The 24,912-nt window shown below is 60.2% G+C and carries 23 protein-coding genes and 1 pseudogene; 10 read left to right on the top strand and 14 right to left on the bottom strand.

The window, feature by feature from the left end:
- Window positions 1–5: 5 nt before the first annotated feature.
- Complete coding sequence (gene msrB, locus ACM6HV_RS16830; RefSeq protein ID WP_086791664.1) at window positions 6–524, bottom strand: peptide-methionine (R)-S-oxide reductase MsrB; 519 nt, start codon at window positions 522–524, stop codon at window positions 6–8.
- A 151-nt stretch (window positions 525–675) separates the two neighbouring features.
- Between msrB and ACM6HV_RS16825 the strand changes: the two genes are divergently transcribed.
- The 3 genes from ACM6HV_RS16825 to ACM6HV_RS16815 all read left to right on the top strand — a co-directional run bounded on the left by ACM6HV_RS16825 (window position 676) and on the right by ACM6HV_RS16815 (window position 3,724).
- Complete coding sequence (locus tag ACM6HV_RS16825) at window positions 676–1,386, top strand: response regulator transcription factor (protein ID WP_145593199.1); 711 nt, start codon at window positions 676–678, stop codon at window positions 1,384–1,386.
- Window positions 1,383–2,903: an ATP-binding protein gene (locus tag ACM6HV_RS16820; RefSeq protein WP_414904798.1), complete on the top strand. Its 1,521-nt coding sequence runs from the start codon at window positions 1,383–1,385 to the stop codon at window positions 2,901–2,903. Before ACM6HV_RS16825 ends, ACM6HV_RS16820 begins: the two co-directional genes overlap by 4 nt.
- 119 nt (window positions 2,904–3,022) lie before the next feature.
- Entirely contained in the window at window positions 3,023–3,724 is a 702-nt protein-coding gene (locus tag ACM6HV_RS16815; protein WP_414904797.1) for a hypothetical protein, read from the top strand.
- Window positions 3,725–3,788: 64 nt separating this feature from the next.
- On the opposite strand, the gene ACM6HV_RS16810 is transcribed toward ACM6HV_RS16815, so the two are convergent.
- From ACM6HV_RS16810 to hmpA, 9 genes are all read right to left on the bottom strand, one after another.
- Window positions 3,789–4,280 (bottom strand): RidA family protein, encoded by a 492-nt coding sequence (locus ACM6HV_RS16810; RefSeq protein ID WP_202369001.1) that lies wholly within the window; start codon window positions 4,278–4,280, stop codon window positions 3,789–3,791.
- Between the two features lie 312 nt (window positions 4,281–4,592).
- A complete protein-coding gene (gene cyoE, locus ACM6HV_RS16805; RefSeq protein ID WP_003227980.1) occupies window positions 4,593–5,480 on the bottom strand; it encodes a heme o synthase in 888 nt (295 codons plus the stop codon).
- Window positions 5,481–5,490: 10 nt separating this feature from the next.
- Window positions 5,491–5,826 (bottom strand): cytochrome o ubiquinol oxidase subunit IV, encoded by a 336-nt coding sequence (cyoD, locus tag ACM6HV_RS16800; RefSeq protein WP_041071757.1) that lies wholly within the window; start codon window positions 5,824–5,826, stop codon window positions 5,491–5,493.
- Window positions 5,826–6,449 carry a cytochrome o ubiquinol oxidase subunit III gene (cyoC, locus tag ACM6HV_RS16795; protein ID WP_003227982.1) on the bottom strand — a complete coding sequence of 208 codons (624 nt, stop codon included), beginning with the start codon at window positions 6,447–6,449 and terminating at the stop codon, window positions 5,826–5,828. The genes cyoD and cyoC overlap by 1 nt, the downstream gene beginning before the upstream one ends.
- Window positions 6,450–6,452: 3 nt before the next feature.
- Entirely contained in the window at window positions 6,453–8,480 is a 2,028-nt protein-coding gene (gene cyoB, locus ACM6HV_RS16790) for a cytochrome o ubiquinol oxidase subunit I (RefSeq protein WP_047296376.1), read from the bottom strand.
- 3 nt (window positions 8,481–8,483) lie between these two features.
- Complete coding sequence (gene cyoA / locus ACM6HV_RS16785) at window positions 8,484–9,425, bottom strand: ubiquinol oxidase subunit II (RefSeq protein WP_027612162.1); 942 nt, start codon at window positions 9,423–9,425, stop codon at window positions 8,484–8,486.
- Window positions 9,426–10,251: 826 nt separating this feature from the next.
- Entirely contained in the window at window positions 10,252–10,761 is a 510-nt protein-coding gene (locus ACM6HV_RS16780; RefSeq protein WP_414904796.1) for a disulfide bond formation protein B, read from the bottom strand.
- 25 nt (window positions 10,762–10,786) lie between these two features.
- Window positions 10,787–11,347 (bottom strand): ester cyclase, encoded by a 561-nt coding sequence (locus ACM6HV_RS16775; RefSeq protein ID WP_414904795.1) that lies wholly within the window; start codon window positions 11,345–11,347, stop codon window positions 10,787–10,789.
- A 217-nt stretch (window positions 11,348–11,564) separates the two neighbouring features.
- The gene (gene hmpA, locus ACM6HV_RS16770; protein ID WP_414904794.1) at window positions 11,565–12,746 is read right to left on the bottom strand and encodes an NO-inducible flavohemoprotein; all 1,182 of its coding nucleotides are present in this window, start codon (window positions 12,744–12,746) and stop codon (window positions 11,565–11,567) included.
- A gap of 162 nt (window positions 12,747–12,908) precedes the next feature.
- Between hmpA and norR the strand changes: the two genes are divergently transcribed.
- The 5 genes from norR (at window position 12,909) to ACM6HV_RS16745 (ending at window position 17,350) form a co-directional block, all read left to right on the top strand.
- On the top strand, window positions 12,909–14,462 hold the full coding sequence (norR, locus tag ACM6HV_RS16765) for a nitric oxide reductase transcriptional regulator NorR (RefSeq protein WP_414904793.1): 1,554 nt from the start codon (window positions 12,909–12,911) through the stop codon (window positions 14,460–14,462).
- 192 nt (window positions 14,463–14,654) lie between these two features.
- The gene (locus ACM6HV_RS16760) at window positions 14,655–15,557 is read left to right on the top strand and encodes a chemotaxis protein CheV (protein ID WP_414904792.1); all 903 of its coding nucleotides are present in this window, start codon (window positions 14,655–14,657) and stop codon (window positions 15,555–15,557) included.
- 27 nt (window positions 15,558–15,584) lie between these two features.
- Entirely contained in the window at window positions 15,585–16,043 is a 459-nt protein-coding gene (locus ACM6HV_RS16755; RefSeq protein WP_414904791.1) for a GNAT family N-acetyltransferase, read from the top strand.
- Between the two features lie 147 nt (window positions 16,044–16,190).
- Window positions 16,191–16,514 carry a hypothetical protein gene (locus ACM6HV_RS16750; RefSeq protein ID WP_414904790.1) on the top strand — a complete coding sequence of 108 codons (324 nt, stop codon included), beginning with the start codon at window positions 16,191–16,193 and terminating at the stop codon, window positions 16,512–16,514.
- 86 nt (window positions 16,515–16,600) lie between these two features.
- Window positions 16,601–17,350: a YkgJ family cysteine cluster protein gene (locus ACM6HV_RS16745; RefSeq protein WP_414904789.1), complete on the top strand. Its 750-nt coding sequence runs from the start codon at window positions 16,601–16,603 to the stop codon at window positions 17,348–17,350.
- A gap of 114 nt (window positions 17,351–17,464) precedes the next feature.
- On the opposite strand, the gene ACM6HV_RS16740 is transcribed toward ACM6HV_RS16745, so the two are convergent.
- The 4 genes and pseudogenes from ACM6HV_RS16740 to ACM6HV_RS16725 all read right to left on the bottom strand — a co-directional run bounded on the left by ACM6HV_RS16740 (window position 17,465) and on the right by ACM6HV_RS16725 (window position 19,859).
- On the bottom strand, window positions 17,465–18,568 hold the full coding sequence (locus ACM6HV_RS16740) for a methyl-accepting chemotaxis protein (protein ID WP_414904993.1): 1,104 nt from the start codon (window positions 18,566–18,568) through the stop codon (window positions 17,465–17,467).
- 204 nt (window positions 18,569–18,772) lie between these two features.
- A pseudogene (locus ACM6HV_RS16735) lies at window positions 18,773–19,054 on the bottom strand (PAS domain-containing protein); the annotation flags it as partial.
- A gap of 148 nt (window positions 19,055–19,202) precedes the next feature.
- A complete protein-coding gene (locus ACM6HV_RS16730) occupies window positions 19,203–19,442 on the bottom strand; it encodes a hypothetical protein (protein ID WP_047296393.1) in 240 nt (79 codons plus the stop codon).
- Between the two features lie 111 nt (window positions 19,443–19,553).
- The gene (locus ACM6HV_RS16725) at window positions 19,554–19,859 is read right to left on the bottom strand and encodes a type 1 fimbrial protein (protein ID WP_145593187.1); all 306 of its coding nucleotides are present in this window, start codon (window positions 19,857–19,859) and stop codon (window positions 19,554–19,556) included.
- Window positions 19,860–20,655: 796 nt separating this feature from the next.
- Here ACM6HV_RS16725 and ACM6HV_RS16720 point away from each other — a divergent pair.
- Window positions 20,656–21,813 carry an efflux RND transporter periplasmic adaptor subunit gene (locus tag ACM6HV_RS16720; protein ID WP_414904788.1) on the top strand — a complete coding sequence of 386 codons (1,158 nt, stop codon included), beginning with the start codon at window positions 20,656–20,658 and terminating at the stop codon, window positions 21,811–21,813.
- On the top strand, window positions 21,810–24,911 hold the full coding sequence (locus tag ACM6HV_RS16715; RefSeq protein ID WP_414904787.1) for a multidrug efflux RND transporter permease subunit: 3,102 nt from the start codon (window positions 21,810–21,812) through the stop codon (window positions 24,909–24,911). Before ACM6HV_RS16720 ends, ACM6HV_RS16715 begins: the two co-directional genes overlap by 4 nt.
- Window position 24,912: the final 1 nt, after the last annotated feature.

Raw genomic sequence — 24,912 nt, 5'->3', positions numbered from 1 at the left:
ATGGCTCATGCCGCCACGGGTTTGAACGTCATCGCCAGGCCATTCATGCAATAGCGCAGGCCGGTGGGTTTCGGGCCGTCATCAAAGACATGCCCCAAGTGCCCGCCGCAGCGCCGGCAGTGCACTTCATTGCGGACCATGCCGAAGGAACGGTCCTGACGCGTGGCCACCGCCTGTTCCAGCGGTGCCCAGAAACTCGGCCAGCCCGTGTGGCTGTCGAACTTGGTTGCCGATGAAAACAGCGCCAGGTCACAGCCCGCGCAGGCGAATGTGCCGCTGCGATGTTCGTTGTTGAGCGGGCTGGTATAGGCCCGTTCAGTGCCTTCTTCGCGCAAGATGGCGTATTGCTCATCCGAGAGCAGCGAGTGCCATTCGCTGTCGCTATGGGTCACCTCAAACGCCTCATCGGCTTGCGCCTGCTCGACCAGCGCGGTGCCCGGGGACAATTTTGGCAATACACCCGCCACCAGGGCTGCGAGCCCCAGCCCGCCGCTCGCTACGAGAATCTGTCGCCGTGAAAACATGGCCGTCTCCAAAAATTCCAGGTGCCTGTCATGGAACACAGCCTAGGCTTGGGTTGATCGCCAAATCCTCACGGGAAGTTAACGAATTCGTGATAACTCACCCCCAGGAAAACCCGCACAATGCACTCATTGCACCGAAGGATTGAGCTTGATGGAACCGACCAGACGCATCCTCGTGGTCGAGGATGATCAACACATCGCTGACCTGATTTGCCTGCACCTGCGCGACGAGCATTACGACATCGTGCACAGCGCCAACGGCGATGAAGGCATGCGCCTGTTGCAGCAGGGGCAATGGGATGCGCTGATCCTCGACCTGATGTTGCCGGGCGTCGACGGCTTGGAAATCTGCCGCCGCGCCCGGGCGATGGCGCGCTATACGCCGATCATCATCACCAGCGCGCGCTCCAGCGAACTGCACCGCATTCTGGGTCTGGAACTGGGGGCCGACGATTACCTCGCCAAACCATTCTCGATGCTGGAGCTGGTGGCCCGGGTCAAAGCCTTGCTGCGCCGAGTCGACGCCATGGCACGCAACCTGAAAATGGACGCCGGCAGCCTCAGCCTCGATGGCCTGAACATCGACCCGATTACCCGCGATGTCACCCTCAATGGCGCGCGTCTGGACCTCACCCCGCGAGAGTTCGACCTGCTGTATTTCTTCGCCCGACAACCGGGCAAGGTCTTCTCACGCATGGACCTGCTGAACGCGGTGTGGGGCTACAGTCATGAAGGTTACGAGCACACGGTCAACACCCACATCAATCGCCTGCGGGCGAAGATCGAAAGCGATCCGGCGCAACCGACCCGCATCCTCACCGTGTGGGGTCGCGGCTATAAATTCGGCACGGAACAACCATGAGACTCAACCTGTCGCAGCGCCTGTCGCTGGTGTTCGCCGTTTTGCTGCTGGTGTACTGCGGCACTTCGGCATGGCTGCAAGTGCGCTCCAGCAAGATGCATGAACTGGAAGTGGTGCAAGGCCTGTCGCGGGACCTGGCGCAGCACATCGCCCATGACACGGTGCTGATGGACAGCAATGGCCTGATGCCCGGCGCCGTGCGCGAACTGTTCAGCAAGCTGATGCTGGTCAACCCGAGTGTCGAGGTGTACCTGCTCGACAGCGAGGGGCGGATTGTCGGCAACGCGGCGCCGGAAGGCCATCTGCGCCGGGAAACCGTCGATCTGGCGCCGATCCGCAGTCTGCTCAATGACCAGCCGCTGCCGATCCTCGGTGATGACCCGCGCAGTGCCGACGGGCGCAAGGTGTTCAGCGCTGCGCCATTGAAGGTCAACGGCAAGCCCGCTGGTTATCTGTACGTGGTGTTGCTCAGCGAAGAACACGATCGCTTCGCTGAACGGGGCGCGACCAGTGCCGCACTCAATACGGCGTTGCTGTCGATCGGGCTGGTGGCGCTGTTGTGCCTGATCGCGGGTCTCACGGCGTTCAACCTGATTACCCGACCCTTGCGCCGGTTGACCGAAACCGTCAGCCGCTTCGACATTGATGGCACGCCGCAACCGCTGCCCGCTCCGTCAGCAGCTGTGGATAAAAGCGCTGACCCGGATGAGATCGCCGTGCTTGATGGCGCCTTCCGCCAAATGCAAAAACGCCTCGGTGAGCAGTGGCGCTCATTGACCCGCCAGGATCAGGAGCGACGCGAACTGGTGGCGAATATCTCCCACGACCTGCGCACGCCACTGGCCTCGCTGCACGGTTATCTGGAAACCCTGTCACTCAAGGACGCTACGCTCACCGCCGAAGAACGCCGCCGCTATCTGGGCATCGCACTGGATCAGAGCCGCAAGGTCGGCGGGTTGGCGCAATCGCTGCTGGAGCTGGTGCGTCTGGAACACGGTTTCGTGCAACCGGTACTGGAACGCTTTTCGCTGATCGATCTGCTGCAGGACATCTTCCAGAAATTCGAACTGGCCGCCGAAGCCCGCCATGTCGAACTCAAGGCCAGCTTCGTGCCCAACCTGCCAACGGTCTGCGCCGACCTCGGGTTGATCGAACGAGTGCTGACCAACCTGGTGGATAACGCTTTGCGCTACACGCCTGCGGGCGGTGAAATCGAGCTGGATTTGAAACCCCAGGGCGCACTGGTGGAAGTCACGGTCAGCGACACCGGCCCCGGCATCGCTCCGGAGCTGCGCGAAGGTCTGTTCCTGCGTCCGTTCAATATTGGTGGGGCGCGACGTGACGGTGGACTGGGTCTGCGCATCGTCCACCGCATCCTGCAACTGCACGGGCGTGAGATTCATTTGATCGATGTCGCCGGGCGCGGGGCGACTTTCCGCTTCACGCTGCCGACCGATCAGCAAACCGCTGAACAGTGGATGGTGCGCTCGATGAACCTGAACACGCCGGACAAATAATCCGCACCACCGGACTGTTGTTCCGTGACAACGCCGCCCCGCTCCCCTAAATTAACCGGCCTGAAAAAGACCTCGCGCTTTCTCGTTTCCACTCAAGTTAAAAAAGTAGTGAAATTTCAATGTCCGATTTCAACACCGCTGAATCCGTAGTCACCGAATCGTCCAAAGCGGAATACGAAAACTCCATCAATCTTTCACAACACCTTCCACAAGCCAAAATCATCAGCGAGATGGTGCTGGATGCTTTCCAGTCGACTCGCGAAAGCGACCAGATCCGCGAACTGCGCGCCGCGATCCGTCAGGCGCACGACAGCTTCGATGACGACAAGGCCTACGAGCTGATGGGCCAGCTCAAGGCGCTGAAAGACGCCGAGGCCGCCGACCTCGCCGCCCTAGAAGACCTGAGCAGCAAGTTCTCGATCGGCCGCATCCTGTCCTGCTTCAAGGACGATCCGGCGTTCCAGGAAATCGTCTACGGCCTGGCCCTCAAGGTGCTGAACCAGACCCACCAGGCGATCAGCAACCCGAGTGGCGGCAAGGGCAAGGCTGCCAAGAAGAAAGAACTGGAAATCTTCACCATCAGCAAGGACGGCAGCAGCGTGACCCTGCCGCTGCGCACGCCGCGCTCGCGCCTGAGCGTTGACCGCGAAGCGCTGGAATTCCTCGGTTTCACCTTCGTCGGTGAAGGCGAAGAAGCCGAGCTGGAAGGCGAAACCTTCCTCGACAACGCCGGCACCGAACACGCAATCAACCGCAAGAACATCATCACCGCCCTGCAACAGCAGACCGCGTTCGATGGTTACAGCATCGCCGCACAGTAAATCCGGCGCCGACAAAAAGCCCCGCTCTGAGATTCAGGCGGGGCTTTTTTGTTGGGCGGCGCGGTCAGACTTCAGGCTGCACCGCCGCGATCATGTCGACTTCAATCGCGGCGTTCTTCGGCAACTGATACACCCCGACCGTGGTGCGGGTGTGCCGGCCGGCATCACCAAGCACATGGCTGAACACGTCCGATGCACCGTTGGCCACTTCACTCAGGTCAACGAAGTCCGGGGTCGACTTCACATACACCGTGACCCGCAACAACGCCCGGATCTTGTCCAGCGAACCGACCGCATCGACGATCAGTGCCAGGCAGCGCATGGCACTGATGCTTGCGGCTGCCTGGGCATCCTTGAGCGTCAACTCCAACCCCACGCGACCGGGATACAGAATCCTGCCATTGACCCGCGGCACCATGCCGCTGATGTACAACTCATCGCGATGACGGATCAGCGGCGCGTAATTGCCGCCGGCGGTGTTCTCGCCATAGATGTCGTAGTTCAGCTCTTGTGCCAGGGCAATGAAGCGTTCGTCGCAGGTCATCCTCTCAGTCATTTCGCCCAGCCTTTTGATTGATGCATGAAAAAATCGCGGAGTGGAACAGTTGAGCGCCGAGAGAGTGGCATGGCGCTATCACTGAAGACTGGATCCAAATCTAGGTGGTTTGCCAGCACTGCGCAACCTTCGAAATCAGTGGCGCACGCCATCGCGAGCAGGCTCGCTCCCACATTTGATTGGCATTGTTCACAAATCCCCTGTGGGAGCGAGCCTGCTCGCGATGGTGTCACCTCGATTCAGCATAATTCCCCCAACAAAAAACCCCGCACATCTCTCAATGTGCGGGGTTTTTCGTGAAGCCATCCAGCCTTACGGCGCGTACGTCAGCAGCAGCTCGGCGGGCACCTTGAAGTCCAGGGACATCATGACGCTCAGGGCGGTGATGGTGAAGATCGAGAACACGAACAGCTTGCGTGCCCAGACCGTGTCATCCACCGCCTTGTAGCCGGTCCAGGCCATGTACAACCAGTACATGCCCATGGCCGCGGCAACGGCGAGGTAGCTCATGCCGGCGTAACCGCTGAAGGTCAGCATCAAGGTCGCCACGAGGAACGCCAGGATGTAGAGCAGGATGTGCTTCTTGGCCACTTCGATTCCGCGCTTGACTGGCAGCACCGGAATCGATGCGGCCAGGTAGTCGTTGAAACGGAAGATCGCGATGGCGTAGGAATGCGGCATCTGCCACAGGCTGAACATCACCAGCAGGGTCAGTGCGGCCATGTCGAAGCTGTTGGTCACGGCAACGTAACCGATTACTGGCGGCATGGCGCCCGACAGACTGCCCACCAGCGTGCCGTGCACCGACTTGCGCTTGAGGTACAGGCTGTAGAAGCCGACGTAGATGATGAAGCCGATTACCGCGAACAGGGCGGCCAACGGGTTGGCCACCTTGTACAACAAGGCAACGCCGAGAACACCCAGGATGGTCGCGTAGACCAGGGCCAGTTTCAGGGAGATCAAGCCCTGCACCAGCACCCGGTTCTTGGTGCGTTCCATCTTCAGGTCGATGTCGCGGTCGATGCAGTTGTTGAACACGCAACCGGAGGCCACAACCAGGGAAGTGCCGATCATGGCGGCCAGGAACACCGCCAGATCTACATGCCCTTTCGAGGCCAGGAAGAACCCGCCTGCCACAGAAAGCACGTTACCGAAAATGATCCCCGGTTTGGTGATTTGGATAAAGTGCTTGAGCGACATCGGGTCTACCTCACTTCGCCATCATGTACGTGTGGATGCTGAACATGATCCACAGCGACAGGCCAACCAGCAGCAGGATCACGATGGCCGTAAAGACAAACGCGATCACGTTGTTACGTTGTGCAATCGAACGGTCCAGGTGCAGGAAGTAGTACAGGTGAACGATCACCTGGATTACCGCGAACAGCAGGACGATTGCCAGCGTCGTGGACTTCGGCAAGGTCGGGTACATCACCAGGCCGAACGGGATGACGGTCAGGATCACCGACAGGATGAAGCCGATGGCGTACGACTTTACGCTGCCGTGGCCAGCATCATGGCTGTCATGGGAGTGTGCATTAGCCATTACAGGGTCCCCATCAGGTAAACAACGGTGAATACGCAGATCCACACCACGTCCAGGAAGTGCCAGAACAGGCTCAGGCAGCTCAGACGGGTCTTGTTGGTCGCCGTCAGGCCGTGCTTGTTGACCTGGTACATCATGATGCCCATCCAGATCAGACCCGCAGATACGTGCAGACCGTGGGTACCGACCAGGGTGAAGAACGCCGACAGGAAGCCGGAACGGCTAGGACCGAAGCCCTCGGAGATCAGCAGGTGGAACTCGTTGATCTCCATGGCGATGAAGCCTGCGCCGAGCAGGAAGGTCATGAACAACCAGCCCAGAACCTGCTGCTTCTTGCCTTTGTACAACGCCAGCATGGCGAAGCCGTAGGTGATCGAACTGAACAACAGCAGAGCGGTTTCGCCCAGCACGTATGGCAGTTCGAAGATGTCGTGGCCCGACGGGCCACCGGCAACGTTGTTTACCAGTACTGCGTACACCGCGAAGATCGACGCAAACAGAATGCAGTCGGTCATCAGGTAGAGCCAGAAACCGTATACGGTCATCTCGCCCGAGTCGTGGTGATGGTCATCGTGCCCATGGTCACCATGGGCGTGTCCAACATTGGTCACTAAGTTCGACATGGTTTAAGCCTGTTCCAACGAGGTTACACGGGTGGCATTGGCCGGGATTTTCCCTGCCGCGACCAGACGCTTGTGCTGCTCGGCTTCGATGCGCTCGATCGTTTCAACCGGAACCATGTAGCCCTGGTCGTCACGTGCCGCGTGGATCACGAAGTAGATGACAGTGCCGGCCAGGCTGGCGATCGCCAACCACCAGATGTGCCAGATCATCGCGAAACCGAAGACGGTCAGCAGTGCGCCCATCACCACGCCAGTGGCGGTGTTGTTTGGCATGTGGATCGGCTCGTACTTGGCCGGAGCCTGGTACGCAGTACCGTTTTCCTTGGCTTCGGTGAACGGGTCGATGCAGTCAGCCTTAGGCAGCACAGCGAAGTTGTAGAACGGAGGTGGCGACGAGGTCGACCATTCCAGAGTGTGGGCATTCCACGGGTCACCGTGTTCGCACATGTTCTCTGGCTTGTTGCGGTCACGCACACTGACGTACAGCTGGATCAGCTGGCAGGCGATGCCCACGGCGATCAGGATCGCACCGAACATGGCCACGTACAGGTACGGTACCCACTCAGGGTTGGTGGTGGCGTTCAGACGACGGGTCATGCCCATGAAGCCCAGTGCATAGAGCGGCATGAACGCGACGAAGAAGCCCGAGATCCAGAACCAGAACGCTGCTTTACCCCAGCCTTCGTGCAGCTTGAAGCCGAACGCTTTCGGGAAGTAGAAGCCGAAACCTGCGATGTAGCCGAATACCGCGCCGCCGATGATCACGTTGTGGAAGTGCGCGATCACGAACAGGCTGTTGTGCAGAACGAAGTCAGCACCCGGAATGGCCAGCAGTACGCCGGTCATGCCGCCGATGGCGAAGGTCACCATGAAGCCCAGGGTCCACATGACCTGGCTGGTGAAGCGCAGACGGCCCTGGTAGATGGTGAACAGCCAGTTGAACAGTTTCACACCCGTCGGGATGGAAATCAGCATCGTCGCCAGACCGAAGAAGGCGTTGACGCTCGCACCCGAACCCATGGTGAAGAAGTGGTGCAGCCAAACCATGAAGCCCAGTACCGAGATCGCGCCCGAAGCGTAGATCATCGAGTGGTGGCCGAACAGTTTCTTGCCGGTGAACGCCGAGATCACTTCCGAGAAGATGCCGAATGCCGGCAGGATCAGGATGTAAACCTCAGGGTGGCCCCAGGCCCAGAACAGGTTGACGTACATCATCGGATTGCCACCAAGTTCATTGGTGAAAATGTGGAAATCCATGTAACGGTCGAGGGTCAGCAGTGCCAGGGTAGCGGTCAGGATCGGGAACGAAGCCACGATCAGGACGTTAGCCCAGGTGCAGGTCCAGGTGAAGATCGGCATGTCCATCAGTTTCATGCCAGGGGTACGCATTTTCAGCACGGTGGCGAGGAAGTTGACCCCCGTCAGCGTCGTACCCAACCCGGATAGCTGTAGCGCCCAGATGTAGTAGTCCATCCCCACGCCAGGGCTGTATTGCAGACCCGACAGCGGCGGATAGGCAACCCAGCCGGTCTTGGCGAATTCGCCGACGCCCAGGGACAGGTTGATCAGCACAACGCCGGACACCAGCAGCCAGAAGCTCAGGGAGTTCAGGAACGGGAAGGCAACGTCACGCGCGCCGATCTGCAGCGGCACTGCAAGGTTCATCAGGCCGGTGAAAAATGGCATCGCCATGAAGATGATCATGATCACACCGTGAGCGGTGAAGATCTGGTCATAGTGTTCAGGCGGCAGGTAGCCAGGCGAACCCTCGGTGGCCATGGCCAGCTGGGTACGCATCATGATGGCATCGGCAAAGCCACGCAGCAGCATGACCATGGCAACGATGATGTACATCACGCCGATTTTCTTGTGGTCGACCGACGTCAGCCACTCGGTCCACAAGTAGGTCCACTTCTTGAAGTAGGTGATTGCAGCGAACAACGCCAGACCACCGAGCGCGATCATCGAGATGGTGACCATCACGATCGGCTCGTGGAAAGGGATCGCTTCCCAACTTAATTTACCAAACATCGTTTACTCCTCTGCCCCGGCAGCTGAATGCGAATTCGAGTCCATGTCCGTTGCCGCCACTTCTTTCTCTTTCTTCTCGTGCTTCAGCGGCTTGCCCGGTTTCATGCCTTCGTACTTGTCGACGATGGTCTGGAACAGGTTCGGCGTGACCGAGGAGTAGAGCTCGACTGGATTGTTCTGGCTTGGCTTGGCAAGGGCTGCGTATTCAGCTTGTTCAAGCTGTTTAGGTGCCTTTTTGACTTCACTTACCCAGGCGTCGAAATCTTCCTGAGAAGTTGCGATCGCTTTGAATTTCATACCGGTGAAACCAGCGCCGCTGTAGTTGGCGGAGATACCGTCCATTTCAGCGTTGCGGTCAGCGATCAGGTGCAGCTTGGTGGTCATGCCCGCCATCGCGTAGATCTGGCCGCCCAGGCCCGGGATGAAGAACGAGTTCATCACGGCGTCGGAGGTGATCCGGAAGTTGACCGGGGTATGCGCCGGGAACACGATCTTGTTGACCGTGGCAATGCCTTGTTCCGGGTAGATGAACAGCCACTTCCAGTCCAGCGCAACGACTTCGATGGTCACCGGCTTGACGTCGGATTCAATCGGACGGTACGGGTCCAGTTTGTGGGTCGAAATGTAGGTGATGTAACCCAGGGCGATGATGATCAGAACCGGGATGGTCCAGACCGCCACTTCGATTTTGGTCGAGTGCGACCATTTCGGGGTGTAGACGGCATCCTTGTTGGACGCGCGGTACTTCCAGGCGAACAGGAAGGTCATGACGATAACCGGCACAACGACCAACAGCATCAGCAGCGTGGCGGTGATGATCAGGTTGCGCTGTTCCAGGCCGACCTGGCCCGTTGGATTGAGCAGGGTCATGTTGCAGCCTCCCAGCAACAACGTGCCGAGCAGCGGCACTAGGCCTAGTAATCTGGGGTACCTGTTTTTACTCATCTCACGACCTCTAAAGCAGCTTGCGCAATGCAGTTGGGTTTTGATCGCCAACACTTCACCCTGCCAAGGGTTGGCATTTTCTTTGGATTGAATAAGGGCCGCCCGTCGCGCGTCAGACGCTCGACAAAACCTTGGGACAGCGGTCAGTTCTTATTCGAATTCGTGGTCAAAGGCCTTGTTACAGACCAATTCCATTTGGTGCGGAAAGTTGGAAGGCACCGACACCTGGGTGTCTCGAAAGCCTTTCGGCCTGCTCGACACCCGACTTCCTGTCCAGTTCCTTAATAAAGGTTGAACAGTGCCGGGAATTCAGTGCGGGCGATTGTAGATAGGTAGCGCCCTATACACCATGTCTTATCCCGAAATAATTTTTATCGCTCAGAGCAACAATCCATCACCGTTTTTGCAAAAGTTCCGCATGTTATCGAAATCGATTCTCAACAAAAACACCAAAAAATGTAGGCCTATACACCTCAGTTCAGACAGCTCCGAAGGCTTTTTCCCGACACCGAATTGGCGCAAAGCCCGATATTCAAAGGCCTCTGGCCATCTGCCAGAGCCTGTTAAAACTGCCTGATCTGGCACCTGCGTGCAAAACCAGAAAAATGCCGAAACAGACCAATCCTTTTTTGTAACATTACGCCAATCCGGGTTGCTGAAACGCCCTGCGACACGGCGTGTGTGACAACATGTCGCACACCTGTCGCACGCTCCATTGCCGTTCGTCACGGTGATTTCACAAACTCTCTGAAATGCAAAACGCCCCGAGCGGCTGATCCGCAAATCGGGGCGTTTTCTGTATCGGCCAATCTGCCGAAGAGTTGATTCAGCGCAGTGCTTTTCGGTTACGCGAGGTCAGCAGCGGCACCAGGATCACCACCAGCACGAACGCCACCAGCGCCCATTGCGCCAGCGACAGGCCGAGGATCGGCGGGTACGGCGTCGAGCAGAAACCGTCGACCTGGAAGCCCAGCGGGAAGATCTTCGCCAGCGGCAGGTCATCGACAATCGGCTGCAGCACATCGATGCCGCAGCTCACCGCCGGATAGAACTGGGTGTAGACATGATGCCCGGCGACACCGGCGCCGGCGACCGCGCAGATCACCACCAGCACCTCAAACACCGTGATGCTGCGGCGGGTGCGCATCGCCGCGCCGATAAACGCGAACAGCGCAATCAGCAGCAATGCATAACGCTGCAGGATGCACAACGGGCATGGCGCCTCGCCCAGCACGATCTGCATGTACAGCGCACCACCGATCAGTGCCAGGCAGATGATGCCCAGCAGCACCAGAAAGCGCCGCTCACGTCCCAGTCGAATCGTTTCCTCGCTCATCGCGTTTCCCTTGTATGTCCATGGTTCAGCTGGCTGGCGGCTGCGCTTGCAGTTGCGCCATCAGACTGATGTTGTCTTCGATATGCCAATTGGCCGCGATGCGACCGTTGTCGATCTGATAGATATCGGTTGCCCGGAAGTCTACACGCTGGCCCTGCCCTTTGAGAGCCTTGAACGTACCGCTGAAGTGGCCGCGAAAGTGCAGATGCACCACCACGCGGTCACCGGCAATGATCATTTGCTCGATCTCGCAGCTCAGGTCTGGCACCGCCGTGCGAAAGAACTTCGACGCCAGCAACGGCCCGCTCGGGCCCTGCACCCGACCTTCGGGCGGGGTCTTGTCGACAAACTGCGGCGACAAGGCTGCTGTGGCCAGGGCCTCTTCCCCGCTGTTCCAGAAACTGCCGTAACGCCGCGCCGCCAATTCCATTGCGTCGCGCTGAGCCTTGGGCAGGCTCTGATCGACGACCAGGGTCTGTGGCGCGATCAATGCCGATTCGGCCGAAGCAAACGGACTGGCCAGCAAAGCAGCCGACAGACCAAGCATTGCCAGGCTCGAACGAGAGGAGAAGATGATGTGCGACATGGGGCGATCCTGATCAGTTAAACGAACGAGCGCCTATCATCAGCATCGGGGAATAAACGATAAACCGGTTAAGAAACGATTAACCTTTAAACAGAATTTAAGAATCGAGACCGCGTAACGGCCTTCGCGAGCAGGCTCGCTCCCACATTGGATCTGCGTTGAACACAAATCCTGTGGGAGCGAGCCTGCTCGCGAATGAAGACAACCCGGTTTCAGATCACTCCAAAGCCGCCGCCGGCCCGAAGAACTCATAACGGCTCTGCTGCTCCGGCACACCCAGCGCCTTCAAATGCCGCTTGATCGCGCCCATGAAGCCCTTCGGCCCGAGGAAATAAGCGTCTACATCGCGTTGCGCCGGCAGCCACTCACCCAGCTGTTCCTGACTGAGGATCCCGACCTTGTCCGCCGCCGGGCTCACGCCGTCGTCTTCGGCGTAGCAATAGAAGCGCTTGAGCTGCGGATGGCGCGCCGCCAGCCCGTCGATCCAGTCGCGGAACGCATGCACGCTGCCGTTGCGCGCGCAGTGGATAAAGTGCACCGGGCGCTCGGTTTGCAACGCCGCTTCAAGCATCGCCAGGGTCGGGGTAATGCCGACACCGCCGCTGATCAGCACCAACGGTTTGTCGCTGGCAGTCAGGGTGAACTCGCCCGATGGCGGGAACAGTTGAATGCTCGCGCCGACGTGCAGTTGATCGTGCAAATGGTTGGACGCACGACCACCCGGTTCGCGTTTGACGCTGATGCGGTACTGACCTTTATTGGCCAGTGCCGACAGCGAGTAATTACGGCGGATTTCTTCACCATCGAGGATCAGCTGCATGCCGATGTACTGACCCGGCTCTGCGGCAAGGATCGGACCTTTGTCCGCCGGCTCGAAGTAGAACGAAGTGATCTCCGCACTCTCTTCGACCTTGTCTACCACAATGAACTCCCGCGCCCCGCGCCAGCCGCCGACCGCTTGTTCTTTCTGGTCGTAGATCGCCGCTTCGGCGCCGATCAGAATCTCGGCCAATTGCCCGTACGCCGCGCCCCACGCGCTCATCACTTCCGGCGTAGCGATTTCGTCGCCGAGCACTTCGGAAATGGCGCGCAGCAGGCAGGTGCCGACAATCGGGTAATGCTCCGGGAGGATTTGCAGGGCGACGTGCTTGTTGATGATCTTCACCACCAGATCGCCCAACTGGTCGAGCTGATCGATGTGCCGGGCGTACATCAACACGCCATTGGCCAAGGCACGTGGCTGGTCGCCGCTGGCCTGATGCGCCTGGTTGAACAACGGGCGCACCTCAGGGTATTCGGAGAGCATCATGCGGTAGAAGTGGGTGATCAGCGCTTCACCGCCGCTTTCCAGCAGAGGCACAGTAGATTTGACAATGACACGATCCTGAACGCTAAGCATAAAAGTGACTCCAGAGCTTTTTTGAGAATTGCCTTAGGCTTATCAGCTTTCATGCCAGATATTTTATCGTTATAAATCAATAGCTTAATTTTTACGTAGTCATTTGGACACGAAGCACTTTATAGTCATATCGACCACATCGAGTCTCTTTGACTACATACCATGACCGCCAAATCCCTGCTCACCGCTTTACTGCCGCTGGTCTCCGACCTGTCCCGCGAACTGCCCGAAGGCGAGCGCTATCGGCGCCTGCTCGAAGCCCTGCGCGCCCTGCTGCCGTGCGACGCCGCCGCGTTGCTGCGCCTGGACGGCGAATGGCTGGTGCCGCTGGCGGTGGATGGTTTGAGCACCGACACCCTCGGCCGGCGCTTCAAGGTCAGCGAACATCCCCGTTTCGAGATCCTGCTGGACGGCGCCGGGCCGACACGGTTCGCCGCCGACAGCGACTTGCCCGATCCTTACGACGGCTTGGTCGATGGTCTGGGCGATCACCTCGAAGTGCATGATTGCCTCGGCTGCCCGCTGTTCGTCGATGAAAAACTCTGGGGCCTGATCACCCTTGATGCGCTCGATCCGGAGCGTTTCGAACCGATCGAACTCGACACCCTGCAAGCCTTCGCCAGCCTCGCCTCGGCCACGGTCAACGCCGCCGAACGTATCGAACGCCTGGCGCTGCGTGCCGAAGATGAACACCAACGCGCCGAGGTCTACCGACAGGCCAGCGGTCAGCAGCAGCGCGAAATGATCGGCCAGAGCAAGGCGCACAAACGGCTGGTGGAGGAAATCAATCTGGTCGGTGGCAGCGACCTGACCGTGCTGATCACCGGCGAAACCGGCGTTGGCAAGGAGCTGGTGGCGCAGGCGATCCACGCCGCGTCACCGCGCGCCGACAAACCGCTCATCAGCCTCAACTGCGCGGCCCTGCCCGATACGCTGGTCGAGAGCGAATTGTTCGGCCACGTGCGCGGCGCCTTCACCGGTGCCACCAGCGACCGCCGCGGCAAGTTCGAACTGGCCAATGGCGGCACGCTGTTTCTCGATGAAGTCGGCGAACTGTCACTGACCGTACAAGCCAAGTTGCTGCGCGTGCTGCAAAGCGGCCAGTTGCAGCGACTCGGCTCGGACAAGGAACATCTGGTCGATGTGCGCCTGATCGCCGCGACCAACCGCGATCTGGCCGAAGAAGTGCGCAGCGGCCGCTACCGCGCCGACTTCTATCACCGCTTGAGCGTGTACCCGCTGCGAGTGCCGGCACTGCGCGATCGCGGCCGCGATGTGTTGCTGCTCAGCGGCTTCTTTCTGGAACAGAACCGCTCGCGCATGGGCCTCAACAGCCTGCGCCTGAGCAGCGACGCCCAAGACGCGCTGCTCGCCTACACTTGGCCGGGCAACGTGCGCGAGCTGGAACACTTGATCGGGCGCAGTGCGCTGAAGGCGCTGGGCAACTGCAAGGTCAGGCCGAAGATTCTCAGCCTGAGCGCGGCGGATCTGGATTTGCCGCGGGAGGTTGTGGATAACTCGGTTGAGCCGGTTGCCGAGGTGCCCGCCATGCCGTTGATCAACGGCGATTTGCGCAGTGCCACCGAGCAATATCAGCGGCAGTTGATCAGTGCTGCGCTTGAGCGTCATCAGGATAACTGGGCGAGTGCGGCGCGGGAGTTGGGGCTGGACCGAGCGAATCTTGGGCGGCTGGCCAAGCGATTGGGGATGAAATAAAGCAAAGATCGCAGCCTTCGGCAGCTCCTACAGAGTTAACTTCCCCTGTAGGAGCTGCCGCAGGCTGCGATCTTTTGATCTTCTGCCTGCTCAATGGCACTAAAGCCTGCCCCCGACAAGTCGATAACCCGGCATCAATAGTTTCTGGCGATTTGCACCCTCGCCCATCACCTTTTTCCACAGAAGGTTTATATGTCTTCCACCAAAGCCCGCGCAGATTCACTTTCGCTTCTGCTGTTTACCTTGCGCAGCGGCAAGCTGATGGCGATCAACCTGCTGAAAGTCAGTGAAATCATTCCCTGCCCGCCGCTGACCAAAATGCCCGAGTCACATCCGCACATCAAAGGCATCGCCACCCTGCGCGGCGCGTCGCTGTCGGTGATCGACCTCAGCCGCGCCATTGGCGAGCGACCGCTGGAAGACCCGAACGGCGGCTGCCTGATCGTTACCGACGTCAGCCGTTCCAAGCAGGGTCTGCATGTGCAGGCGGTGAGCAAAATCGTCCATTGCCTGACCACCGACATCAAGCCGCCGCCGTTCGGCTCCGGCGGTTCGCGCGCCTACATCACCGGCGTGACCTCGGTCGACGGCACGCTGGTGCAAGTGCTCGATATCGAGAAAGTCATCCACAGCATCGCACCGGCGCAGATCGAAATGGCCCCGACCGACCTGAGCATGGAAGACGCCGAAGTGCTGGGCAATGCACGGATTCTGGTGGTCGACGACAGTCAGGTGGCGTTGCAGCAATCGGTGCACACCCTGCGCAACCTCGGCCTGCAATGTCACACCGCGCGCAGTGCCAAGGAAGCCATCGACTGCCTGCTGGATCTGCAAGGCACCGCACAGCAGATCAACCTGATCGTCTCCGACATCGAAATGTCCGTGATGGACGGCTACGCCTTCACCCGCACCCTGCGCGAGACGCCGGACTTCGCCCACCTCTACGTGCTGCTGCACACCTCGCTCGACAGCGCGATGAACAGCGAGAAAGCGCGTCTGGCCGGGGCCAACGCGGTGCTGACCAAGTTCTCTTCGCCGGAACTGACCCAGCGCCTGATCGAAGCCGCCAAACACGTCGCAGCCAACGGTCATTGAATCTTGAGCCAGACGTACTGCTTTCTGATGCGGCGCGACCTTCGTCAAGACGTGCCGCCGCCCCACTGGCCGGAAGGCATTGAGCTGAGCACCTATCGTCCGGAACTGGCGGTGGCCGTGCATCAGCTGATGCAACTCGGCTACCGCGAGGGCGGCGGTCGCGTGCCAGCGCTGGAGGAGTGGCAACAGCGCTTTGAAAGCGATGCCGAATACGATCCCGAGTTGTGCTGGATTGCCACAGACGCCGAAGGCGTGATCGGTGTGGCGCAGTGCTGGACCAGTTCCTACATCAAGAATCTGGTGGTGCATCCACGCGCTCAGGGTCGTGGACTGGGTCGGGCGTTGTTGTTGAATGCATTCAAGGTGTTTCAGCAAAGGCGCGAAGGATTTGTCGATCTGAAGGTGCTGGAAGACAACCTGCGGGCGCAGCGGTTGTATGAGAGTGCCGGGATGATGGTGGTTCGCCGGGAACTTGTACCGGACTGATCGACCGTCTTCGCGAGCAGGCTCGCTCCCACCCTGGAATGCATTTCAAATTGTGGGAGCGAGCCTGCTCGCGAAGAGGCCAGCACAGGCAACTTCCCTTCCCGGGCAGACTCCAACCTTGGCCCCCCACGACCAAGGACGCCCACGATGAAAGCCCTCACCCTAAGCCTGCTCTGCCTCACCGCCCTCGCCTCCCAGGCCCACGCCTCCAGCCCCGACGCCTGGGCCGCTTACGATAAAACCGTGCTCGCCAGTTGCACCAAGGCCAGCGGCCTGAAAGCTGCGAAACCGGTCGGCAGCCCCGCGCAGTTCGATGACCGCGTCGGCTACACCGCCGTGCTGCTGCAAGGCCAATACCCGCAAAAACACATGAAAGGCCAGCAAGGCACTGAGCTGTGCCTGTACAGCAAAAAGTCGAAAACCGCGTTCGTCACCGAATGGGACTCGATTGGTCCGACCGCCAAGCCTTGAGGACTGGCGCACAACTTGCTTCGACCAGCCTCAGCCTGGCGACTTTATGTCGCCGTTTCACACCCTGATTGAAGATTGATCGTGCAATGAAAACGACATTTTCCTGCGTCGGTTGCGGCAAATGCTGCACCGACCACCATGTGCCCCTGACCCTCGCCGAAGCCCGCATGTGGGCGGCGGACGGTGGTCAGGTGATCGTGCTGGTGGAGGCCTTTCTCGGCAACGGCCTGGGCCTGCCGGCGCAGCAGCGTGAACACGCTGAACGACGTTCAGCGGCAGTGCGCAGCGGTACCACCGAGGCCCACGTGGCAATCACTTTCGCCGCCTACAACGTCGGTCGCTGCCGGAATCTTGACGAAGACAACCTGTGCCGTATCTACGAGCGCCGACCGTTGGTGTGCAGGATTTATCCGGCAGAAATCAATCCGCACATCCCGCTCAATCCGGCCGCCAAGGATTGCCCGCCAGAGTCGTGGCAGCAGGGGCCGCTGCTGATTGTCGGTGGGGAGCTGGTTGACCAGGAGCTGTTGGAATTGATCCAGCGTTCACGCCAGGCTGATCGCGACGATATTCGGATCAAGGATGCGATCTGCGCCGCACTGGGAATTCGCACCACAGCACTCAAGGGCGACGGGTTCACCGCGTATTTGCCGCAGATGGACGCTTTTGCGGCTGTGATCGATCAGGTGTCTTCCCAGCCACTGAACACAGCATTCAGTGAATGGCTGTTTCATTTGTCCGGGGATGATGTAGCCGGGCAATTGCTGGCGGCCGGTGCGCAGGTAGTGACGGAGCCGGCGCAGACGTATGCGTTTATTTCGCTGCGGGCGGCTTGATCCGGAGTTTTCGTCGGGGCGAATGGCCCCTTCGCGAGCAGGCTCGCTCCCACAATGGATTGCATTTCAAATGTGGGAGCGAGCCTGCTCGCGAAGAGGCTGGCCCAGGCAACCTCAATCCCGAACCTGTCGCCGCCCCCAGAACTCCCGCGCCAGCAAGCGCAAATCCCCCGCCAACCCCGCCACATCCTCAGAGTTGCGCTGACTCAGCCGCCCCTCATCCACCGTCAATTCGGACGCCGTGCGAATGCTGACGATATTGCGATGGATGTCTTCGCTCACCGCGCTTTGCTGCTCCACCGCTGCGGCAATCTGCAGGCTCATCTCGGTAATCTGCTCGACCCGCTCGCTGATTCCATCGAGCGCCCGCGCCGCACGCTGTGCCTGTTCGACGCTGTTATCCACATGCTCACTGCTTTGCTGCATCACCAGCACCGCATCGCGCGCGCCGTTTTGCAGGGTGCTGATCATCCGCTGGATCTCGTTGGTCGATTGCTGCGTGCGCCGCGCCAACCCGCGCACCTCATCCGCCACCACTGCAAAACCGCGCCCGGCATCGCCCGCGCGCGCCGCTTCGATCGCCGCGTTAAGCGCCAGCAGATTGGTCTGCTCGGCGATGCTGCGGATCACCTCCAGCACCCCGGAAATCTCGCTGCTGTGGCCTTCGAGCTGATGGATCACCTCGGTCGCCCGCTGCAATTCCTCGGCCAGACGCAACACCGCACTGCGACTTTCACCGACCAGCCAATGCCCTTCACGGGTTTCCGTATCGGCCAGGTCTGCCGCCACCGACGCCTGCTGCGCATGGCTGGCGACCTGCGCGACACTGGCGGCCATTTGGTGAATCGCTGCCGCCACCTGATCGGTTTCCGCCTGCTGCGCCAGCGAACTGCTGTGGCTTATTTGCAGATGATCAACCAGTTGCGCCGCATGCCCGGCCAACTGTTGCGATGCGTCACCCATACGCCCGACCACCGCGCCGACCTGGGCTTCGAGCATCTGCAGGGCAAACTCGATCTGGCCGAACTCATCGCCGCGCCCGGTGTAAATGCCCTGGCTCAACGGATTGTCCGCGATCTGCCGCGCCCGCTCGCTCAGCCGTTCCAGCGGACGCAGAATCCAGCGCACGCCTAATGCACACACACTGCTGCCGACGACAAATGCCGTGCCATCGATCCATGCCGACTCCGGACGCAACCAGGCCTCGATCCCCAACACCAGACCCAGCAACGCACTGGCCAACACCGTGATCCTGCCGCGCAAACCTAGCCTGAGCAGCGGCCGCCGTCCCTTCAATTCGCCACGCAACTGCGCATAAACCCGCTCCGCCGCGGCCACCCACCGCGCATCAGGCCGGGTGCGCACCGACTGATACTCCACCGCCACGCCGTTCTGCGTGACCGGCGTGACATAAGCGCTGACCCAATAATGGTCGCCATTCTTGCAACGATTCTTCACCAGCCCCATCCACGAACGACCGCTCTTGAGCGTCTGCCACATATGGGCAAACGCCTGCGCCGGCATGTCCGGGTGACGCAACAAGTTGTGTCGCGTGCCGAGCAATTCGTCGCGGCTATAACCGCTGATCTGAATGAAATCGTCGTTGGCGTAAGTGATCGCGCTGGTCAGATCGGTGGTCGAAAGAATGTTCGCATCCAGCGCCACATCGACGTTACGGCCGGTTACCGGGAGATTGATCTTCATGGAAAGCGCGCTCGTTTTATGGGAAGAGTCGGCAGGGCTGCTGACTCTAAGCGCACCAATTGGTCAAATATTGATCTGGCTCAGGGGATGAGCACTTAGCCATCACTGCGACGGAAAATCGCAGTGATGGCTGAAGGCGGGATGAAACTCAGCGCTTGCCCATCGAACGGCGGGTACCCGGCGGGGCCATGCCCGGGGTCTTGGTGTGGCCGTTCTTGGCGCCGTTCTTGTACCACGGCTGATTCGAACCCTTGGCGGCCGCCAGTTCACCCGGTTTGAACGGAAATTTGAAAGCCGGGATCTCGGGTTTGGTCTCGCTGGCGTCAGTCAGCTCGGCCGGGACATCGCTCACAGCGTCGTCAACCGGCGGTTGGATCGGGGAAGTCATAAAAGCTCCGCAAAGCAAAAAGTCCGGCCCGAACAGTGAGCCGCGAAGGCGCGCAGTATACCTGCGCGCCCGGACTCGGCACCTGAAGATTTGCAGCGCACGCCGAACGGTTTACAGGTAAGTAATGGTGACGATGCCTTTGTCGGTCGAGGTCTGCAACGGTTCATAGGACATGGAGAGCGGCAGTGCCTGATGGCTGCAGGCATTGCGATACGTGTCCACATCGACGTTCACACCGGGCTTGATTTCAACTCGACGGGCCCCGGTGGAAGACAACGCTCCCGCACGCTCGACTGCACAGCCGGAATCAACGATCTGCCCTGTAAAACGGATCTCGCCGGATTGGCTGCCGGGCGCGGCGAACGTGGTGAGTGGAAGCAGGAGAAGCACACATGACATTGCGGTTTTCAGCTTCATATCTAGACACTCCCGATGTGAGGCCCAGCGAAACCCGGGCTACACAATGTTTATCCGCGCTCGGGGCTGGATCTTGAGAAGATTAGTCGCCATTTGAGTCCCGAATCGGGAATGATCGGAGCCTTTTTGGCACCGGCTAACAACAATAGCTGGCAGAGATGCGTCGTCCGCACAGGCGTCTTCGCGAGCAGGCTCGCTCCCACAGGTGGACCGAGTACACCTGCCAGAGATTGGTCGGCTGTCAGGCCGCCATCGCTGGCAAGCCAGCTCCCACAAAAGAGCAAAAGCAAGATCAAAAGATCGCAGCCTGCGGCAGCTCCTACAGGGAAAACAAGTACAACCCGCACGCGGCGCAGCCGCCCCACTCAACAGGATGAGCGCAAGCTCGGCTGCAGCTCTTGATCTTGATCCACGGGCGACATCGGAAGGCTGAGCGGAGGGATTGATCCGGGGGTGGGAGCGTAGCGACCGTTTGGCGCAGCCAAACACAGCGAGAGGAGGTGCAGCGAAGCAAACCGTAGGCGCTGCGCCCGGATCGATCCCGCAGCGAAGGGACCCCGAGCCCCAGCGAGCGGGCCGAACGCAGGAGCAAGCGTTTTTTTGCTTACTTTTTTTAGGCGTTTGTAAAAAAAGTGAGTCGCCGTAAGGGCGAAACCCTAATCAGCCACACCCGCAGAAACGGATATACACCCCGGCGAAACTGACAGCGCTGACAGCCAGCCGTCACCCTCCTGACCCCCAAACAAGTTTATAAAGACCCAACCTGCCCAAACTCCAGCCCTTGGCGCCCCATTTCATGCGAATCAAGAAAAACCAAGCCCTGCTAGCCCTACTGATCGCTCTGGCCGCCGCAGGCACATGGTGGGCACTGAAACCCGCCCCGACCAAACTGGCCACTCCGACCGCCATCCCGGTCCGCGTCGTGACGGTCAGCGAAAAAGACGTGCCCCGCTACACCAGCGGCATCGGTTCGGTCCTCTCATTGCACAGCGTAGTAGTGCGCCCACAAGTCGATGGCATCCTCACCAAAATCCTCGTCAAGGAAGGCCAACTGGTCAAAGCCGGCGACCTGCTGGCCACCATCGACGACCGCTCGATCCGCGCCAGCCTCGATCAGGCCCGCGCGCAACTGGGCGAAAGCCAGGCACAACTGCAAGTCGCCCTGGTCAACCTCAAGCGCTACAAACTGCTCAGCGTCGACGACGGCGTCTCCAAACAGACCTACGACCAGCAACAGGCACTGGTCAACCAACTCAAGGCCACCGCCCAAGGCAACCAAGCCTCGATTGACGCGGCGCAGGTACAACTTTCCTACACGCAGATCCGCTCCCCGGTCACCGGCCGCGTCGGTATTCGTACAGTCGACGAAGGCAACTTCCTGCGCATGACCGACACCGCCGGCCTGTTCAGCGTGACCCAGATCGACCCGATCGCCGTGGAATTCTCGCTGCCGCAGCAAATGCTGCCGACCCTGCAGGGCCTGATCAACGACCCGCAGCACGCCCAGGTCAAGGCCTACATCGGCGCCGACACCGATGGCGAAACCGGCAACCTGCTCGGCGAAGGTCACCTGACCCTGATCGACAACCAGATCAACGCCAACACCGGCACCATCCGCGCCAAGGCCGAGTTCAACAACGCCAGCCAGAAACTCTGGCCGGGCCTGTTGGTGACGGTAAAAATTCAGACGGCGCTGGACAAGGATGCGCTGGTGGTGCCGCCCACCGTTGTACAGCGCGGTCTTGATCAACACTTCGTCTATCGCGTGAATGGCGACAAGGTCGAAGCCGTGCAGGTGCAGATGGTTTATCAAGGCAGCGGCCAGGACATCATCAAAGGCGTGAAGGCTGGTGATCAATTGGTCAGCGACGGCCAGTCACGGCTCAAACCCGGCTCTACCGTGCAGGTCATGAGCGAGCCGCCGCAGGTGGTGCAAGCGGAGCCCAAGCCATGAAGCAGCACACAGGCGTCTCCACCTGGTGCATCGATCACCCCGTCGCGACCATTCTGCTGACCATCGCGCTGGTGCTGGTCGGGGTGATTGCCTTCCCGCGCCTGCCGATTGCCCCACTGCCGGAAGCGGAATTTCCGACAATTCAGGTCTCGGCGCAGTTGCCTGGCGCCAGCCCCGACACCATGGCCTCGTCCGTCGCCACCCCGCTGGAGGTGCAATTCAGCGCCATCCCCGGCATGACCCAGATGACCTCCAGCAGTGCGCTCGGTTCCAGTCTGCTGACCCTGCAATTCACCCTCGACAAGAGCATCGACACCGCCGCCCAGGAAGTCCAGGCCGCAATCAACACCGCCGCCGGCAAGCTGCCCAAGGACATGCCGACCCTGCCGACCTGGAAGAAGGTCAACCCGGCCGACAGCCCGGTACTGATCCTCAGCGTCAGCTCGACGCAAATGCCCGGCACCGAACTCAGCGACCTGGTGGAAACCCTGCTGGCGCGTCAGATCAGTCAGATCGACGGTGTAGGCCAGATCAACATCACCGGTCAGCAACGTCCGGCGATCCGTGTGCAGGCCTCGGCCGACAAACTGGCGGCGATCGGCCTGACCCTCGCCGACATTCGTCTGGCGATCCAGCAGACCAGCCTCAACCTCGCCAAAGGTGCGTTGTACGGCGAATCGAGCATCTCGACACTGTCGACCAACGACCAGTTGTTCAAACCCGAGGACTACAGCCAACTCATCGTTTCCTACAAGGACGGCGCCCCGGTTCACCTGCGGGATGTCGCCAAAGTCGTCAACGGTTCGGAAGATGCCTACGTGCAGGCCTGGGCCGGTGATCAACCCGGGGTGAACCTGGTGATCTCGCGGCAACCGGGGGCGAACATTGTCGAAACCGTCGACCGCATTCAAGCCGCCCTGCCCGGCCTCGAAGCCATGCTCCCGGCCTCGGTGCAGGTGAAAACCCTGATCGACCGCACCCAGACCATCCGCGCCTCGCTGCATGAAGTCGAGATCACCCTGTTGATCGCGATCCTGCTGGTGGTGGCGGTGATGGCGCTGTTTCTGCGCCAGTTGTCAGCGACCATGATCGTCTCGGCGGTACTCGGCGTGTCGCTGACCGCCAGTTTCGCCCTGATGTACCTGCTGGGATTCAGCCTGAACAACCTGACGCTGGTGGCGATTGTCGTCGCGGTCGGGTTTGTCGTGGACGATGCGATTGTCGTGGTGGAGAACATCCACCGGCATCTGGAGGCCGGCGACAGCATGCGCGAGGCGGCGGTCAAAGGTGCCGGCGAAATCGGCTTCACCGTGGTCTCGATCAGTTTCTCGCTGGTGGCGGCGTTCATTCCGCTGCTGTTCATGGGCGGTGTGGTCGGGCGGTTGTTCAAGGAATTCGCCCTGACCGCAACTTCGACCATTTTGATTTCGGTGGTGGTGTCGTTGACCCTGGCACCGACGCTGGCCGCGCTGTTCATGCGCAAACCGGTGCATCACGCCCACGACAAACCGGGCTTCAGCGAACGCCTGCTCGGCTGGTACGAAAAAGGTCTGCGCCGTGCCCTCGCCCACCAGAAACTGATGATCGGCGTGTTCGGCCTGTCGCTGGCACTGGCGATTGCCGGTTACATCTTTATCCCCAAGGGTTTCTTCCCGGTACAGGACACCGGTTTTGTCCTCGGCACCACCGAAGCCGCTGCGGATATTTCCTACGGCGACATGGTTAAAAAACACTTGGCGATGGCCGAAATCGTCGCCGCCGACCCGGCCGTTCAAGCGTTCTCGCACTCGGTCGGCGTGTCCGGCAGCAACCAGACCATCGCCAATGGCCGCTTCTGGATCGCCCTGAAAAAACGCGGCGACCGCGACGTCTCGGCCAGTCAGTTCATCGACCGGATTCGTCCGCAACTGATGAAAGTCCCGGGCATCGTCCTGTACCTGCGCGCCGGTCAGGACATCAACCTCAGCTCCGGCCCGAGTCGCGCGCAGTACCAATACGTGCTCAAGAGCAACGACGGCGCGACCCTCGCCACCTGGACCCAGCGTCTGACCGAAAAGCTGCGCAGTAACCCGGCGTTCCGCGACATTTCCAACGACCTGCAACTGGGCGGCAGCATCACCCACATCAGCATCGACCGCAGCGCCGCCGCGCGTTTCGGCCTGACCGCCAGTGACGTCGACGAAGCGCTGTACGATGCGTTCGGCCAGCGCCAGATCAACGAATTTCAGACCCAGGTCAATCAGTACAACGTGATTCTGGAACTGGACACCAAGCAACGCGGCAAGGCCGAAAGCCTCAATTATTTCTACCTGCGCTCGCCGTTGAGCGGCGAGATGGTGCCGCTGTCGGCGCTGGCCAAATTCGATGCGCCGACCATTGGCCCGCTGTCGATTGCTCATGACGGCATGTTCCCGGCCGCCAACCTGTCGTTCAACCTGGCGCCCGGCGTGGCGTTGGGTGATGCGGTGATTCTGCTCAATCAGGCCAAGGCCGAAATCGGCATGCCGACCGCGATCAGCGGCAACTTCCAGGGCGCGGCGCAGGCGTTCCAGAGTTCGCTGGCCAGTCAGCCGTGGCTGATTCTCGCGGCGCTGGTGGCGGTGTACATCATTCTCGGCGTGCTTTATGAGAGCTTCGTGCATCCGCTGACGATCATCTCGACCCTGCCGGCAGCCGGTCTCGGTGCGGTGATCATGCTGTGGATCTGCGGCCAGGACTTCTCGATCATGGCGTTGATCGGCTTGGTGTTGCTGATCGGTATCGTCAAAAAGAACGGCATCCTGATGATCGACTTTGCCCTCGAGGCGCAGCGCAATCGCGGCTTGCCGCCGCAGGATGCGATTTACGAGGCGTGCCTGACGCGATTCCGGCCGATCATCATGACCACCCTCGCCGCCCTGCTGGGTGCCCTGCCGCTGATGCTCGGTTATGGCACCGGCGCCGAACTGCGCCAGCCGCTGGGGATCGCGGTGGTGGGCGGCTTGCTGGTCAGCCAGATGCTGACGCTGTTTACCACGCCGGTCATATACTTGTGGCTTGAGCGGCTGTTCCACAGGCCCAAACCAATGCCCACGACGGCATTGGCGACTACAGACTGAG

The organism is Pseudomonas sp. IT-P260, assembly GCF_949768395.1.
Taxonomy (GTDB): Bacteria; Pseudomonadota; Gammaproteobacteria; order Pseudomonadales; family Pseudomonadaceae; genus Aquipseudomonas; species Aquipseudomonas parakoreensis.
Note: the sequence above shows the minus strand (reverse complement) of the source record. Positions and strands in the feature narration are given on the sequence as shown.

Excerpts from the sequence above, each read along its gene's own strand:
- ACM6HV_RS16775 (WP_414904795.1), bottom strand. The coding sequence starts at position 11,347 with ATGTCGCACATCATCTTCTCCTCTCGTTCGAGCCTGGCAATGCTTGGT.
- ACM6HV_RS16760 (WP_414904792.1), top strand. The coding sequence starts at position 14,655 with ATGTCTTCCACCAAAGCCCGCGCAGATTCACTTTCGCTTCTGCTGTTT.
- ACM6HV_RS16810 (WP_202369001.1), bottom strand. The coding sequence starts at position 4,280 with ATGACTGAGAGGATGACCTGCGACGAACGCTTCATTGCCCTGGCACAA.
- cyoC (WP_003227982.1), bottom strand. The coding sequence starts at position 6,449 with ATGTCGAACTTAGTGACCAATGTTGGACACGCCCATGGTGACCATGGG.
- norR (WP_414904793.1), top strand. The coding sequence starts at position 12,909 with ATGACCGCCAAATCCCTGCTCACCGCTTTACTGCCGCTGGTCTCCGAC.
- cyoD (WP_041071757.1), bottom strand. The coding sequence starts at position 5,826 with ATGGCTAATGCACACTCCCATGACAGCCATGATGCTGGCCACGGCAGC.
- cyoB (WP_047296376.1), bottom strand. The coding sequence starts at position 8,480 with ATGTTTGGTAAATTAAGTTGGGAAGCGATCCCTTTCCACGAGCCGATC.
- ACM6HV_RS16820 (WP_414904798.1), top strand. The coding sequence starts at position 1,383 with ATGAGACTCAACCTGTCGCAGCGCCTGTCGCTGGTGTTCGCCGTTTTG.
- ACM6HV_RS16750 (WP_414904790.1), top strand. The coding sequence starts at position 16,191 with ATGAAAGCCCTCACCCTAAGCCTGCTCTGCCTCACCGCCCTCGCCTCC.
- ACM6HV_RS16780 (WP_414904796.1), bottom strand. The coding sequence starts at position 10,761 with ATGAGCGAGGAAACGATTCGACTGGGACGTGAGCGGCGCTTTCTGGTG.
- hmpA (WP_414904794.1), bottom strand. The coding sequence starts at position 12,746 with ATGCTTAGCGTTCAGGATCGTGTCATTGTCAAATCTACTGTGCCTCTG.
- ACM6HV_RS16815 (WP_414904797.1), top strand. The coding sequence starts at position 3,023 with ATGTCCGATTTCAACACCGCTGAATCCGTAGTCACCGAATCGTCCAAA.
- ACM6HV_RS16755 (WP_414904791.1), top strand. The coding sequence starts at position 15,585 with ATGCGGCGCGACCTTCGTCAAGACGTGCCGCCGCCCCACTGGCCGGAA.
- ACM6HV_RS16745 (WP_414904789.1), top strand. The coding sequence starts at position 16,601 with ATGAAAACGACATTTTCCTGCGTCGGTTGCGGCAAATGCTGCACCGAC.
- ACM6HV_RS16730 (WP_047296393.1), bottom strand. The coding sequence starts at position 19,442 with ATGACTTCCCCGATCCAACCGCCGGTTGACGACGCTGTGAGCGATGTC.
- cyoE (WP_003227980.1), bottom strand. The coding sequence starts at position 5,480 with ATGTCGCTCAAGCACTTTATCCAAATCACCAAACCGGGGATCATTTTC.
- ACM6HV_RS16825 (WP_145593199.1), top strand. The coding sequence starts at position 676 with ATGGAACCGACCAGACGCATCCTCGTGGTCGAGGATGATCAACACATC.
- cyoA (WP_027612162.1), bottom strand. The coding sequence starts at position 9,425 with ATGAGTAAAAACAGGTACCCCAGATTACTAGGCCTAGTGCCGCTGCTC.
- ACM6HV_RS16720 (WP_414904788.1), top strand. The coding sequence starts at position 20,656 with ATGCGAATCAAGAAAAACCAAGCCCTGCTAGCCCTACTGATCGCTCTG.
- msrB (WP_086791664.1), bottom strand. The coding sequence starts at position 524 with ATGTTTTCACGGCGACAGATTCTCGTAGCGAGCGGCGGGCTGGGGCTC.
- ACM6HV_RS16725 (WP_145593187.1), bottom strand. The coding sequence starts at position 19,859 with ATGAAGCTGAAAACCGCAATGTCATGTGTGCTTCTCCTGCTTCCACTC.
- ACM6HV_RS16715 (WP_414904787.1), top strand. The coding sequence starts at position 21,810 with ATGAAGCAGCACACAGGCGTCTCCACCTGGTGCATCGATCACCCCGTC.